Source organism: Streptomyces ochraceiscleroticus (assembly GCF_000720485.1).
GTDB classification, from domain to species: Bacteria; Actinomycetota; Actinomycetes; order Streptomycetales; family Streptomycetaceae; genus Streptomyces; species Streptomyces ochraceiscleroticus.
In genome coordinates, this window is record NZ_JOAX01000012.1 from 153,513 (window position 1) to 167,073 (window position 13,561).

At 72.3% G+C, this 13,561-nt stretch carries 11 protein-coding genes and 1 pseudogene; 7 read left to right on the forward strand and 5 right to left on the reverse strand.

All coding sequences use genetic code 11. From position 1 onward, the window contains the following. Window positions 1-277 precede the first annotated feature (277 nt). The gene (locus IG84_RS0117055) at window positions 278-1,057 is read right to left on the reverse strand and encodes a VOC family protein (RefSeq protein ID WP_031057475.1); all 780 of its coding nucleotides are present in this window, start codon (window positions 1,055-1,057) and stop codon (window positions 278-280) included. A gap of 361 nt (window positions 1,058-1,418) precedes the next feature. Here IG84_RS0117055 and IG84_RS0117060 point away from each other — a divergent pair, with 361 nt between their 5' ends. Then, a complete protein-coding gene (locus tag IG84_RS0117060; RefSeq protein WP_031057478.1) occupies window positions 1,419-2,255 on the forward strand; it encodes a sulfurtransferase in 837 nt (278 codons plus the stop codon). A 226-nt stretch (window positions 2,256-2,481) separates the two neighbouring features. Here the strand turns inward: IG84_RS0117060 and sepH are convergent, their stop codons facing one another. Continuing rightward, window positions 2,482-3,576, reverse strand: coding sequence for a septation protein SepH (gene sepH, locus IG84_RS0117065; RefSeq protein ID WP_031057480.1), 1,095 nt, complete (start codon window positions 3,574-3,576; stop codon window positions 2,482-2,484). A gap of 520 nt (window positions 3,577-4,096) precedes the next feature. Here sepH and IG84_RS0117070 point away from each other — a divergent pair. Continuing rightward, window positions 4,097-5,266 carry a RodZ family helix-turn-helix domain-containing protein gene (locus tag IG84_RS0117070; protein ID WP_031057481.1) on the forward strand — a complete coding sequence of 390 codons (1,170 nt, stop codon included), beginning with the start codon at window positions 4,097-4,099 and terminating at the stop codon, window positions 5,264-5,266. Window positions 5,267-5,290: 24 nt separating this feature from the next. Here the strand turns inward: IG84_RS0117070 and IG84_RS0117075 are convergent, their stop codons facing one another. Together IG84_RS0117075 and IG84_RS38010 are read right to left on the reverse strand one after the other, a co-directional pair. Beyond that, entirely contained in the window at window positions 5,291-6,610 is a 1,320-nt protein-coding gene (locus IG84_RS0117075) for a D-arabinono-1,4-lactone oxidase (protein WP_031057483.1), read from the reverse strand. Beyond that, window positions 6,570-7,843 (reverse strand): annotated as a pseudogene (locus IG84_RS38010) (MFS transporter). Before IG84_RS38010 ends, IG84_RS0117075 begins: the two are co-directional and overlap by 41 nt. A 153-nt stretch (window positions 7,844-7,996) precedes the next feature. Between IG84_RS38010 and IG84_RS0117085 the strand changes: the two are divergent. Together IG84_RS0117085 and IG84_RS0117090 are read left to right on the forward strand one after the other, a co-directional pair. Further along, window positions 7,997-9,145, forward strand: a complete 1,149-nt coding sequence (locus IG84_RS0117085; RefSeq protein ID WP_031057484.1) for a ferrochelatase — start codon at window positions 7,997-7,999, stop codon at window positions 9,143-9,145. A 126-nt stretch (window positions 9,146-9,271) separates the two neighbouring features. Continuing rightward, window positions 9,272-10,102, forward strand: a complete 831-nt coding sequence (locus IG84_RS0117090) for an inositol monophosphatase family protein (RefSeq protein ID WP_037800390.1) — start codon at window positions 9,272-9,274, stop codon at window positions 10,100-10,102. Window positions 10,103-10,264: 162 nt separating this feature from the next. Here the strand turns inward: IG84_RS0117090 and IG84_RS41590 are convergent, their stop codons facing one another. Beyond that, on the reverse strand, window positions 10,265-10,438 hold the full coding sequence (locus IG84_RS41590) for a hypothetical protein (RefSeq protein ID WP_169746148.1): 174 nt from the start codon (window positions 10,436-10,438) through the stop codon (window positions 10,265-10,267). Window positions 10,439-10,789: 351 nt separating this feature from the next. On the opposite strand from IG84_RS41590, the gene IG84_RS0117100 reads away from it, so the two are divergent. The 3 genes from IG84_RS0117100 to IG84_RS0117110 all read left to right on the forward strand — a co-directional run bounded on the left by IG84_RS0117100 (window position 10,790) and on the right by IG84_RS0117110 (window position 13,438). Beyond that, window positions 10,790-11,443, forward strand: coding sequence for a response regulator transcription factor (locus tag IG84_RS0117100; protein ID WP_030062975.1), 654 nt, complete (start codon window positions 10,790-10,792; stop codon window positions 11,441-11,443). A 5-nt stretch (window positions 11,444-11,448) separates the two neighbouring features. After that, window positions 11,449-12,696, forward strand: coding sequence for a sensor histidine kinase (locus tag IG84_RS0117105; protein WP_031057492.1), 1,248 nt, complete (start codon window positions 11,449-11,451; stop codon window positions 12,694-12,696). 439 nt (window positions 12,697-13,135) lie between these two features. Further along, on the forward strand, window positions 13,136-13,438 hold the full coding sequence (locus IG84_RS0117110) for a DUF4193 domain-containing protein (RefSeq protein ID WP_003982531.1): 303 nt from the start codon (window positions 13,136-13,138) through the stop codon (window positions 13,436-13,438). Window positions 13,439-13,561 lie beyond the last annotated feature (123 nt).

Here is a 13,561-nt window from a genome sequence, read left to right on the forward strand (position 1 = left end):
CTGAGAGGATACCCAAGCGGTAAGCCCAAGTTTTCGTGTACTGATCTACCGAATAGGGCCTTTTCCTGGTCCTTTTCGGCCTGGGCTTTCGGCTCACCCGTGTTGAGGGCGCCGTCGGAGCCACCGGCTTCCGTGCCGCAGGAGGAACCGGTGGCCTGGCAAATTTGTTGGTAACCGCTGGCCGAGTTCGGTGGTGACGCCGGTGCCCACCCCGGCGGGTACGGGCGCCGGGCGGCACGAGCCGGGTGCGAGGTGCCGCGTCGGCGTCCCTGCGTGGTTACTGCGTCGGCCGCTGTACCACCATGAATTCCGCGCCCTCAGGGTCGGTGACCGTCGCCAGGCGTCCGTGGGGCGAGTTCCGGGGCGCGCCGGTCACCTGTCCGCCCAGCTCCGTGACGCGGCGGGCCGCCGCGTCCGTGTCGGAGACCGCGAAGTACGTCGTCCAGTGCGGTCCCCGCTCCTGGGGCAGCGTGTTGCCCGCCCCATGGATGCCCGCCACCGGCCGCCCCTTGAGGCAGAGCGTCAGGTCGTCGCCTCCGGGGCCGTCCGCCGCCTCCGTCTCGAAGCCGAAGACGTGCTCGTAGAATCTGCCGGCCGTGGCGGCCTCCGGGGTCACCAGTTCGTTCCACGCCAGGGTGCCCGGCTCGCCGGCCACCGCCGTGCCCTTCATGGTGTGCCCCTGCCAGATCCCGAAGACCGCGCCCTGCGGGTCCGAGGCGAGTGCCATCCGCCCCGCGTGGTCGGCGTCCAGCGGGCCGACGCCGACCGTGCCGCCGCAGGCGCGGATCCGCTCGGTGACGGCGTCCGCGTCGTCGCTCGCCAGATAGGGCGTCCAGGCGATGGAGAGCTGCCGTTCGGGGGGCAGCACGCCCATCCCGGCCACCTCCCGGCCGGCCGACAGCGCCCGTACGTAGGGACCGAGTTGCTGCGGCCCCGGCCGGAACTCCCAGCCGAACAGCGCACTGTAGAAGTCCTGCGTGGCGGGCAGGTCGTGCACCATGAGACTCACCCAGCAAGGGGTGCCGGGCGTCCGCCGGCTCGCTGCCTCGGTCGTCATCGTCGCTTGCTCCTCGGACCTTCAGGGGTGGGAACCGTACGAGTACGGGCTGTGCCGTGCAGATGCTCGCATTCCCCCGTGGGCGACGCGGGGCGGCCGCGCCGCCGGTCGCGCGAGCCGTTGCCCGGCCGGGCCGGAGAGCGCCCGATCTGATGACGCAGTGCCGTTTCTGCCGATGTCACCGTCCTGTGTGAGGGGCCCGTCGGCCATGTAGTGAGCAACCTGTTCTCTACGTGGTGAGGACCCGCCCTCCAGGTAGTGAGGAACCTGTCCCTTACGCGGTGAGGAACTGGTTCATGCAGTTGCTCACGGCTTGCCCGGGGGCGGCGTGGACCGGTCGTGACTGCGCAAGGATGGGGCCATGAATGCCATCATCTCCGCTACCGAACTGGCGAGCGAGCTGGCGGGCGGGACGCCTCCGGTGCTCCTCGATGTCCGCTGGCAGCAGGGCGGTCCGTCCGGGCCCGCCGAGTACGCGACCGGCCATCTGCCCGGCGCCGTCTACGTCGACCTCGACGCCGATCTGGCCGGGCCCGCGGGCTCCGGGGGCCGCCACCCGCTGCCGGATCCGGAGGACTTCGCGGCGGCCATGCGCGCGGCGGGCGTCTCGAAGGACCGCGCGGTGGTCGTGTACGACGGCGGACAGGGCTGGGGGGCGGCCCGCGCCTGGTGGCTGCTGCGCTGGGCGGGGCACGAGGACGTACGCGCCCTGGACGGCGGCCTGGCCGCCTGGCGGGCGGCGGGCGGCGAGTTGACCGACGAGGAGCCCGCTCCGAAGCCCGGCGACTTCACGGCGGCGCCCGGCGCGGTGCCCGTGCTGACCGCCGACGAGGCGGCCGCGCTGGCCCGTCGCGGGGTGCTCCTGGACGCGCGGGCGGCGGAGCGCTACCGGGGCGAGGTCGAGCCCATCGACCCGGTCGCCGGCCACATCCCGGGTGCGCGCTCCGCCCCGACGGTCGAGAACGTCGCCTCGGACGGCAGGTTCCGGTCGGCCGCCGAACTGGCCGAGCGCTTCAGTGCCCTTGGGGCCGCGCCGGGCGCCGAGGTCGGGGTCTACTGCGGCTCGGGCGTCTCCGCCGCGCACGAGGTGCTGGCGCTGGCCGTGGCGGGCGTTCCGGCGGCCCTGTACGTCGGCTCCTGGAGCGAGTGGTCGGGCGACGCGTCCCGGCCGGTGGCCACGGGGCCCGAGGCGGGCTGAGAGGGCAATCCAAGGCGCCGGGGGCGGTACGCGGGCAAGTGCGAGGAGTACGAGGAGATCGCACCCGCCGTGGCCGCCCTGCGGCGCGGAAACGGTTGCGCGTGGGCCGGGGCCGACCGCAGGACCGTTTCCGTCCCGGCCGACCGCTCGCCGTAGCGCTCGCAGGACCGTTTCCGCACGCGGGCAGCCCAAGGCCGAAGTGCGCCTTGGGCCGACCGCTCCGCGGTCAGGCGTCCGGCTTCTTGCGCCGCGTACCGAAGACGATCTCGTCCCAGCTCGGCACCGCGGCGCGGCGGCCGGGACGGACGCCGTCCGCTTCGGCCTGACGGTCGGTCGTACCCGTGAGCCGGTCCCGGTGTCCCGCGACGGCGCGCGGCATCAGCACGTCGGCGTACGCGGAGCCGGCGCCTGCGCTCGCAGCCGGGGCGGCGGGCTCCTCCTCGATCTCGGCTTCCGTGGCCGGCTCGTCGTCCGGCGGCGTCTTCGGCTCGGGGACGACCAGGTCGCCCCGGAAGCTCGGCACCGCCTCCAGCAGGCTGGTCAGCGAGTCGCGCGGGTCCCGCTCCTCGGTCTCCTCGACGGCGGCCGAGGCCGAGGCCGCGGGCACGTCCTCCTCCTCGGCGGCCGGCGGTGCGGGCCGCTCGGAGGGTCGCTCCGCCGGCTGCGGACGGTCCAGGGACCGGTCCAGCGGCCGGTCACGGGGCAGCCGGGCGATCCGCGGCACGAACGGGAAGCTCGGCTCGGGGGTGTCGTCGGTCTCGCCGATCAGCGCCCGCGCCTCGTCGTCCACGGCCTGTACGAGCCGCCGGGGCGGGTCGTACGTCCAGCTCGCGGAGTGCGGCTCGGCCGCGACGCGGTAGACGAGCAGTACCTCCCAGGTGCCGTCGTCCCGGCGCCAGGAGTCCCACTGCACGGTGTCCTTGTCGACGCCGCGCAGCAGCAGCCGCTCGGCGACCGCCTCGCCCAGCTGTGGACCGGTGTTCTCGCCGGGCCGGCGCACGGGCGTCTTGCGGGCGCGCTCGGCCATGAACGCGCGCTCTGCGAGCACCGGGCCTTCGAAGCGCCGCACCCGGTCGACGGGGATGCCGGCGAGCTGGGCGACCTCCTCGGCGGAGGCGCCGGCCCTTATACGGGCCTGGATGTCGCGTGGCCGGAGGTGGCTCTCCACCTCGATCTCGATCTGGCCCAGGCGTGCGCGGTCATTGCGCACCGCGGCACGCAGCCGCTCGTCGATCGGCAGCGTGTACTCGGTGCTGTCCGCAGCCTTGAGCACCAGCCGTGTGCCGTCGTTCGATACGGCCACGACACGCAGTTCGGGCATGGGGACCTCCCGGGTGGTGCCTGCCGACGTCACGTGCGTCGCTGCTTCCGCTAGTCGAGTGTGGCCTGCCCGGGTGCAGCCTGCCACAACATTGCCGAGTTGCCCGGCGTGTCAGGCTGTGGCCCTGAAACGCCGTTATGACACGGTAACCAGTTTGCAACCTCCGGTGACCGTACCGGTTGCCCTGTGTACCAGCACCCCGTGCCGAGTGGCGGCGCCCCGGGGCGAGAGCCGCCTTGCGGGCCCCTCCCGTGGGTCCGGGCAGCCGGACGGGAAACCGGGGCCAGGATTCGCAACAGTACTCCATTCGGACCACCGGGGTGGGGCGCCGCGCCGCCGAGTTTTCCCTGTCCAGGGGAGTCCGGTCGCCTTGTCGACCTCTCTACTTATGGGATCGGATGACGGGCTGCACGGAATCATGTGACCTGGTTCACAAAATCGCCAGAAATGGAACTATCCAGTCCGCCCAAATGTCCCTTCTCTGTGCAAGACGGATCGAAGCGTCGCTCAAGGGCCGAGGATGGACGACAGAACCGATAGCAAGACAAAGAAGACCGGAAGGGAGAAACGGATCGACCTGAGCGTCGCCCAGGTGGCGGGCAGCGCGCTCGCGGCGGCGGTCGCCGCCTACCTGGCCGGACGGCTCGGCGTCTACGGGACGGTCATCGGTGCCGGCGTGGTCAGCGTGGTCGCCACCACCGGCGGGTCGATCTTCCAGCACCTCTTCCGGCGCACCGGGGAACAGGTCAAGGAGGCGACGGTCAGCACGCGGCCCCGGCCGCGCCGCCGCCAGGAGCTCGGCAGCCGGACGGCGGCCTCCAGTACGGGTGTGCGCGGGGCGACACGCGTCAGGTCCGCGTCCTCGGCAGGCGTGACGATGGTGCTCCCGACGTTCGACCGCGGCGGTACGGAGGACGAGATCACCTCCGTGGCGGCGGCCGGCAACGCCGACGCGACCCGGACCCTGCCCCGGTCGCCCGCGCTCGACGAGACGCAGGTCCTCACCGCCTCGTCCGCGGCCGACGAGACGCAGGTCCTCGTCCCGCCCGGTGCGGAGGACGCGACCCGGACGGTGCCGCAGCAGGACGCGCGCACGATGGCGCTGCGTACCGTGGCGGAGCCGCCCGGCGGCGCCTCTGTGGCGGAGACCTCCGACGAGGCCCACGACGACGAGTCCAGGACGCTGTACGGCACCCGGCTGCGCGGCCGGCGCCGCACCTGGCTCGCCGCGCTCGCGGTCTTCCTGCTCGCGATGGCCGGGGTCACCGCCTTCGAGCTGGCCACCGGGCACGACGCCGCGGGCGGCAACGGCACGTCGGTCAGCAACTTCTTCCGCTCCGGCGGGGGCGGTGACAGCGCCCCGACGACGCCGACACCGCAGCCGAGCACGTCCAGCGAGGACACGGACCGCGGTGGCGTTACCGAGGGGCCGACCCCGCAGCCGGACGCCACGGACGGCACTGCGGACAGCGGCTCCGACGCGAACTCGGGGGCGGACAGCGGCAGCGACAGCTCGGACGACGAGACCACCGCGCCCAGCCCCTCGCCGAGCGACGGCGACGAGTCCGCTGATCCGACGCCCACGCCGACCGACGGCTCGGACGACGGCGCGAGCAGCAGCCCGGACACTGGGAGCGGCGCCGACGGCGCCCAGGACGCCGGACAGACCCCGGCCCCCGGCTCCTCCTGAGCCCGGGCCGGGGCGCGCCCCGCGTCAGTCCCCGAGTACTCGCCGCAGGTACGCGTTGCCGAACACCCGCTGCGGGTCCAGCCGGTCCCGCAGCGCGGTGAACTCGCCGAAGCGCGGATAAGCGGCGGCGAGGTACTCCGCGTCCCGTGTGTGCAGCTTGCCCCAGTGGGGCCGGCCGCCGTGCGCGGTCATGATGCGCTCGGCGGCCGTGAAGTACGCCTCGTGGGGCGTGCCCCGGTACATGTGCATCGCTATGTAGGCGGTGTCCCGCCCGGAGGCCGTGGAGAGCGGGATGTCGTCCCCGGGTGCGGTGCGCACCTCCACGGGGAAGCTGATCCGGAAGCCGGAGCGCTCGATCAGTGCGCGCAGCTCCTGTAGTGCCGCGACCGCCGCCTCCCGGGGGACGGCGTACTCCATCTCCACGAAGCGCACCCGGCGAGGGCTGGTGAACACCTTGTACGGGATGTCGGTGTACGTACGGGCGGACAGCGCGCGGCTGGAGAGCTTGGCGATGCCGGGGATGGTGGCGGGCAGTGCCTTGCCGACCGCGCAGGCCACCTGGAAGACGCCGTTGGAGAGCAGCTCGTCCTCGACCCAGCCGCTGACGGCGCCGTTCGGTGCCGCGGGGCCCTGGCTCCGGTTGTTGCGCTTGGTGTTGCAGTTCCCGGTGTGCGGGAACCAGTAGAACTCGAAGTGCTCGTTCTCCGCGACGAGCGCATCGAAGTCCGCGGTCACCCGGTCGAAGGGCATCGGCTCCTCACGGGCGGCGAGCAGGAACTCCGGTTCGACGGCGAAGGTCAGCTCCGTGAGGACGCCGAGCGCCCCGAGGCCGAGCCGGGCCGCCGCGAAGACGTCCGCGTTCTCCTGTGCGGAGCAGCGCAGTACGGAGCCGTCGGCGGTGACCAGCTCCAGGGCCACGATCTGCGCGGAGAGCGAGGCGGAGTCCCGGCCGGTGCCGTGCGTACCGGTGCTGGTGGCACCGGAGACGGTCTGCTCCATGATGTCGCCCATGTTGGCCAGCGACAGGCCGTGCGCGGACAGTGCCGCGTTCATGTCCTTCAGGGGCGTGCCCGCGGCCACGGTGACGGTGCCGGCGGCGCGGTCCACTCTCCGTATGCCGGTGAGCCGTTCGGGCCGTATGAGGAGTCCTTCGGTGGCCGCCGCGGGCGTGAAGGAGTGGCCGGTGCCGGCCGCCTTCACGGGCAGCCCCTCGGAGGCGGCTTGCTGTACGGCCGTGGCCAGCTCCTCCGTGGAGGCCGGTGCCACGCTCCGTACGGGGCGGGCCTCGACGTTCCCCGCCCAGTTACGCCACACGCTCTCCCGAGCCGCTCCGGTCACTGTCATCTGCGCCCAGCCCTCCCGTCACCCGGGGCGAGGGTGTCCCCGCCCGCGTCGCCGCCGGCCGCAGCCGGCGGTATCCGAGGAACGCGACCGCGGCCGCGAGCGCTCCGGCCGCGACCGGCACGACGTACCCCGTACGGGCCCCGGCCGCGTCCACCACCCAGCCGGCGGCCGACGAGCCGAGCGCCACCCCGACCGCGAGCCCGGTGCTCGTCCAGGTCATTCCCTCGGTCAGTTGCGCGCGTGGTACGTGCTGCTCGACGAGGGCCATGGTGGTCACCATCGTCGGTGCGATGGTCAGCCCCGCGACGAAGAGCGCCACGGCCAGAAACGGCAGGTTCCCGACCAGTTGGAGCGGGATCATACTCACGGCCATGGCGAGCACGCCCAGTACCCAGCGCCGCGCTGCCGGGCCCGAGGGGCGCAGCATCCCGAAGACGGCGCCCGCCGCGCAGGACCCCAGCGCGTAGACCGCCAGGACGAGGCTGGCCGCGCCCTTGTGGCCCTCGGCCTCCGCGAAGGCCACCGTGACCACGTCGATCGCCCCGAAGATCGCGCCGGTGGCCGTGAAGGTGACCACGAGGACCTGCAGGCCCCGGGAGCGCAGCGCGGAGCCCTTCGTGTGGTGCTCACGCGGGTGCGGTACGGGTTCGGTGGCGCGCTGCGCGGTCAGCCAGAAGACGCCCGCCGCCAGGAAGACGGCGGCCAGCAGCGGCCCGGCCTCGGGGAACCACGACGTGGACAGCCCGATGGCGAGGATCGGGCCGACGATGAAGCAGAACTCGTCGACGATCGACTCCCAGGAGTACGCGGCGTGCAGCATCCCGGGGGAGTCGCGCGGTGCACCTCCGCCCACCGGGAGCGCACCATCGCGCCGACGCTCGGTACGCAGCCCGCGCAGGCCGCGAAGGCGAAGAGCGTCCAGTCGGGCCAGCGCTGCTGGGCCGCCGTCAGCAGGGCGGCGAGCGCGGCCAGTGCGACGAGGGTGGCCGGGCGCAGCACCCGGCGCTGGCCGTGCCGGTCCACCAGCCGGGAGATCTGCGGTCCGAGCACGGCGGCGGAGAGCGCGACGGTCGCGGAGAGCGCGCCCGCCAGGCCGTACCGGCCGGTGAGCTGGGAGACCATCGTGACGATGCCGATGCCGGTCATGGAGAGCGGCATGCGCCCCAGGAACCCGGCGGCAGTGAAGGACTTCGTGCCGGGCCGGGCGAACAGGGCGCGGTAGGGACTGGGCAAGGGGGCGCTCCGCCGAGTGAGGGTCCGCGGGAACCGCGGTGAGCCGGGTCTGGATGGCAGTAAGGAACGTACTGCAGCCATACAGCTTACGGGTGGCACTCCGACGGTGCCTCCGGTTTTCCGGCTGTCAGTGCCGGGTGGGAGGATCGGGACATGTCCGAACAGCCAGTGCCTGCTCCCTATGACGCCCTGCTCCTCCTCTCCTTCGGTGGCCCCGAAGGCCCGGACGACGTGGTCCCGTTCCTGGAGAACGTGACGCGCGGCCGCGGTATCCCCCGTGAGCGCCTCAAGGAGGTGGGGCAGCACTACTTCCTGTTCGGCGGCGTGAGTCCGATCAACGCGCAGAACCGCGAGCTGCTGGACGCGCTGCGCAAGGACTTCGCCGAGCACGGCCTGGACCTGCCGGTGTACTGGGGCAACCGCAACTGGGCGCCGTATCTGACCGACACCCTGCGCGAGATGGTCCGCGACGGTCACCGCCGCATCGCGGTGCTGGCCACGAGTGCGTACGCCTCGTACTCGGGCTGCCGGCAGTACCGGGAGAACCTGGCGGACGCGCTGGCCACCCTGGAGGCCGAGGGCCTGGAGCTGCCCCAGGTCGACAAGTTGCGGCACTACTTCAACCACCCCGGCTTCGTGCGCCCCATGGTCGACGGTGTGCTGGCCTCGCTCGCCGAGCTGCCCGACGACGTCCGCGCGGGCGCCCACATCGCGTTCACCACGCACTCCATCCCCACCGCCGCCGCCGACACCTCGGGGCGCCCGGAGGAGCACACCGAGGGCGGCGAGGGCGGCGCGTATGTCGCACAGCACCTCGACGTGGCCCAGGTGATCGCCGACGCGGTGCGCGAGGAGACCGGAACTGCGCATCCCTGGCGGCTCGTCTACCAGTCGCGCAGCGGCGCCCCGCACATCCCCTGGCTGGAGCCCGACATCTGCGACCACCTGGAGACGCTGCACACGCAGGGCGTCCCGGCCGTCGTGATGGCCCCCATCGGCTTCGTCTCGGACCACATGGAGGTCAAGTACGACCTCGACACGGAGGCCACGGCCAAGGCCGCCGAGCTGGGCCTCCCGGTGGCCCGCTCCGCCACCGTCGGCGCCGACCCACGCTTCGCCGCGGCCGTCCGCGACCTGCTGCTGGAGCGCGCGGCGGCCGAGCGCGGCCGCTCACCGGAGCGCTGCGCCCTGGGCGCCCTCGGAGCGAGCCACGACCTCTGCCCGGTCGGCTGCTGCCCGGCCCGCGCGCCCCGTCCCGCCGCCGCGGGCGCCGACTGGAGCGGCGCGCCGACGGGGGTCTGATACCCGTCCCGGGCCGCCCGACGGCGTGCGGCCCGGCTGCCCGGCCCGCGGGCGCCCGCCCCGCGGCGGCCCGCGGACCTGCCGTACGCAGCACCCGCGGGGCCTTCCGTACGAACAAGGAGCACCGTGTCCGACCCCCTGAAGGACGCCCCGCTGATCAGCGGTGAGCTGAAGGACGAACTTCTCGCGCTGGCCCTGGAGGCCGCCCGCCGGGCCGGTGAGCTGCTGCGCGACGGCCGCCCCGCCGATCTTGGCGTGGCCGCCACGAAGTCCAGCCCCATCGACGTCGTCACCGAAATGGACATCGCCTCCGAGAAGCTGATCACCGGCTTCCTCTCCGAGCGCCGCCCCGAGGATGGCTTCCTCGGCGAGGAGGGCGCCAGCGCCGAGGGCTCCAGCGGGGTGCGCTGGGTGATCGACCCCATCGACGGGACCGTCAACTACCTCTACGGGCTGCCCTCCTGGGCCGTGTCCATCGCCGCCCAGAAGGACGGCGAGACGGTCGTCGGCGTGGTCGCGGCACCGATGCGCGGCGAGACCAGCCACGCCGTCCTCGGCGGCGGCGCCTTCCTGAACAACGCGCCGATCCGGGTGCGCCCCGCGCCGCCGCTCTCCCAGGCCCTGGTCGGCACCGGCTTCGGGTACATCGCCGAGCGGCGCGCCGCGCAGGCGGCCGTGCTGGGCTCGCTGCTCCCGCGGGTTCGCGACATCCGGCGGGGCGGCTCGGCCGCGATCGACCTGTGCGATGTGGCCTGCGGGCGGCTGGACGCCTACTACGAGCGCGGGCTGAACCCCTGGGACTTCGCGGCGGGCGAGCTGATCGCCCGCGAGGCCGGCGCGCGCACCGCCGGCCGTCCCGGCGAGCCGGCGTCCCACGAGCTGACCGTCGCCGGGTCCCCGGCCGTTTTCGATGCGCTGCAGCCCCTGCTGGAGGATCTGGGCGCCTGGCACGACTGATCCGACCCCCGGGACCCCGGGAGTCGCACACGCCGCCGTACTGCCCATACAGGCGTCCAGAGGCGACCGGGCGTCCAGGCGCGACCGGAAGTCCAGGTACGACAAAGCGCCCCGGCACCGTCCCCTCGGTGCCGGGGCGCCCTACGTCGCGGGCGGACGGAATCAGGCGCTGGGCGCGCCGACCTCCACACCGTGCTCAGAGGCCAGTCGCTGGAGGTCCTCCAGCTCGGCCTGCTCGACATCGGCGAGGAAGTCGTCGCCCGTTTCGCGGGCCCGGTCCAGGTCGGCTTCGGTGTTCTTTATGCGCTGCAGAATGCCTGCGGTGAACGCGTCCATGGTGCGCCCCCTCGTCGTGGGTCGGTGGCACGGGGGTGTGCCGACGGGTGTGGGCCCCTCATCCACGGGGGTGTGGCGGAGGGAGATCACGGCGTGGTCCCTGCGGGCTGCCGGCCGGTCACGGTACGGCGTCGTGCAGGGCGTGATCGCGAGTGTGCAATCGTCCTCCCCATGCGGAACCTCACGGAAACCTCAGGCGGATGGTGAATCCTGCCGATCGGGTGCCCGCGTCCCCGCCATCGGGGGCCGCACCTGCTCTTACAGCCGGTTTACGGCTTCTCGGGGCAGGATGGATGTGCTCGAGATTTGTGTGTGCCCTGTTCGGCGGGGCCGTGAGGAAGGACTAGCGACGTGCGTGTACTCGTCGTCGAGGACGAGCAGCTGCTCGCCGATGCGGTGGCCACCGGGCTGCGCCGGGAGGCCATGGCGGTCGACGTGGTGTACGACGGCGCGGCCGCGCTGGAGCGCATCGCGGTCAACGACTACGACGTCGTCGTGCTGGACCGCGACCTCCCGCTGGTCCACGGCGACGACGTCTGCCGCAAGATCGTCGAACTGGGGATGCCCACCCGCGTCCTGATGCTGACCGCCTCCGGCGACGTCAGCGACCGCGTCGAGGGCCTGGAGATCGGCGCGGACGACTATCTGCCCAAGCCGTTCGCGTTCACGGAGCTGACCGCGCGCGTACGGGCGCTGGGGCGGCGTACGACGGTCGCGCTGCCGCCCGTACTGGAACGGGCGGGCATCAAGCTCGACCCGAACCGCCGCGAGGTCTTCCGCGACGGCAAGGAGGTCCAGCTCGCGCCCAAGGAGTTCGCGGTGCTGGAGGTCCTGATGCGCAGCGAGGGCACGGTCGTCTCCGCCGAGCAGCTGCTGGAGAAGGCGTGGGACGAGAACACCGACCCGTTCACGAACGTGGTCCGGGTGACCGTCATGACGCTGCGCCGCAAGCTCGGTGAGCCCGCGGTGATCGTGACCGTACCGGGCTCCGGCTACCGGATCTGACAGGCATGGCCACGACACCCGCGGCCCCTCAGACGCCGCCCGCGCCGCCCAAGCCCACCTGGGACCCGAAACCACCGGTCCGCCCGTTCCCCTGGCTGCGCCCGACCATCCGCATAAGGCTCACGCTGCTGTACGGCGGCATGTTCCTGATGGCCGGCATCGTGCTGCTCGCGATCATCTACATGCTGGCCGCCAACGCGCTGCAGGACGGCAACCAACTGCCGTTCAAGATCATCGGTTCGGACTTCCGGATCGTCACCGACCGCTGCCCCGGAGCGGCCACCAACAACGTCGACCAGCTCAACTCCGCCATCAACACCTGCATCTCGCAGCAGCGCGCGGTGGCCCTGAACAACCTCCTGAACCGCTCCCTGATGGCGCTGGTCGGACTGACCATCGTCGCGTTCGCCTTCGGGTACGCGATGGCGGGCCGCGTCCTGTCGCCGCTCGGCCGCATCACGCGGACCGCGCAGCGGGTGGCTGGCTCAGACCTGCACCGGCGGATCGAGCTGGGCGGCCCGGACGACGAGCTGAAGGAGCTCGCCGACACGTTCGACGAGATGCTCGACCGGCTGGACCGCGCGTTCGAGTCGCAGCAGCGCTTCGTGGCGAACGCCTCGCACGAGCTGCGGACGCCGCTGGCGATCAACCGCACGCTCCTCGAAGTACAGCTCGCCGACCCGGAGGCGTCGCCGGAGCTGGCCCAGTTGGGCAAGACCCTGCTGGCCACCAACGAGCGCAGCGAACAACTGGTGGAGGGCCTGCTGCTGCTCGCCCGCAGCGAGAACAAGATCGTGGACCGGAAGCCGGTCGACCTCTCCGAGGTCGCCTCGCAGGCCATCGAACAGGTCCGCGGCGAGGCCCAGACCAAGGGCGTGGAGCTGCGCGGCGTACGCAGGCAGGTCTTCGTCCAGGGCAGCGGCGTCCTCCTGGAGCGCATCGCGCTGAACCTCGTACAGAACGCCGTGCGGTACAACACTCCCCGCGACGGCTGGGTGGAGGTGACCACGGAGGCGCAGCCCGGATGGGCGGTGCTGGTGGTCTCCAATACGGGCCCGGTGGTCCCCGCCTATGAGGTGGAGAACATCTTCGAGCCCTTCCGGAGGCTGCGTACGGAGCGCACGGGCAGCGACAAGGGCGTGGGGCTCGGCCTGTCCATCGTGCGGTCCGTCGTCCGGGCGCACGACGGCACGATCACCGCCGTACCGCGTGAGGGCGGGGGCCTGGACATGCGGGTGGTGCTCCCGGTGTGAGTGTTCCGGCCAGGTCACCCGCGGGTCCGGCTTGACGCGGCGGCGGGTGTCCGGTCATCCTTCGCCCCGAGTTCGCTTTGCGCGGAATTTGACCGGTCCGTTCGTTGGCCCGGACGTGTGTGATCGCTCACAGGCGCGAATTCCGGGCCATCTACTCTCCGTGATCGCCAAGCCCCTCGGAAGGCCGGGAAAATCCGGGTTTCCCGGGGGTCCGATCACGGGAAGTACACGGGATGGCAAGCGCGAGGTGCGACTTTAGGACCGTGTACGGTCCTATCGCCATCCAAACCGATCACCTCTTCAGGGGTGCGGTTGGGTGTCGATTGAGTAACAGACCTTGATGTGAGGCAAAATCTCCGCCTCAGGTCGGGCACAAGTCCGGCCTCTCACGCGTTACGAGCGCTGAGACACCGCAGACACCCAGAGGGGGAGAGCGACCATGGCTACGGATTACGACACACCACGCAAGACCGATGACGACCTCAACGAGGACAGCATCGAGGAACTGAAGTCGCGGCGGAACGACAAGTCCGCCTCGGCCGTCGACGTCGACGAGTTCGAGCAGGCCGAGGGCCTGGAACTGCCCGGCGCCGACCTGTCCAACGAAGAGCTCGCCGTGCGGGTCCTGCCCAAGCAGCAGGACGAGTTCACCTGCATGAGCTGCTTCCTGGTCCACCACCGCAGCCAGCTCGCGGCGGAGGACAAGAACGGCCAGCCCATCTGCCGCGACTGCGCGGCCTGAGGGCGGGCCGAGGCCGTGGCGCGCGCACCGCACCCGGCCGGGTGGCCGACGGCTTCCCGGACAGGCGCAGCACGCATCCACGGTCACCGGGACGACAGCGTGAGGTGAAGCTCAGTGAGACCG

Bases quoted from the DNA above. Each gene is read 5' to 3' on its own strand.
- IG84_RS0117070 (WP_031057481.1), top strand. From the start codon at position 4,097: ATGGACGACAGAACCGATAGCAAGACAAAGAAGACCGGAAGGGAGAAA.
- IG84_RS0117060 (WP_031057478.1), top strand. From the start codon at position 1,419: ATGAATGCCATCATCTCCGCTACCGAACTGGCGAGCGAGCTGGCGGGC.
- sepH (WP_031057480.1), bottom strand. From the start codon at position 3,576: ATGCCCGAACTGCGTGTCGTGGCCGTATCGAACGACGGCACACGGCTG.
- IG84_RS0117075 (WP_031057483.1), bottom strand. From the start codon at position 6,610: ATGACAGTGACCGGAGCGGCTCGGGAGAGCGTGTGGCGTAACTGGGCG.
- IG84_RS0117055 (WP_031057475.1), bottom strand. From the start codon at position 1,057: ATGACGACCGAGGCAGCGAGCCGGCGGACGCCCGGCACCCCTTGCTGG.
- IG84_RS41590 (WP_169746148.1), bottom strand. From the start codon at position 10,438: ATGGACGCGTTCACCGCAGGCATTCTGCAGCGCATAAAGAACACCGAA.
- IG84_RS0117110 (WP_003982531.1), top strand. From the start codon at position 13,136: ATGGCTACGGATTACGACACACCACGCAAGACCGATGACGACCTCAAC.
- IG84_RS0117085 (WP_031057484.1), top strand. From the start codon at position 7,997: ATGTCCGAACAGCCAGTGCCTGCTCCCTATGACGCCCTGCTCCTCCTC.
- IG84_RS0117105 (WP_031057492.1), top strand. From the start codon at position 11,449: ATGGCCACGACACCCGCGGCCCCTCAGACGCCGCCCGCGCCGCCCAAG.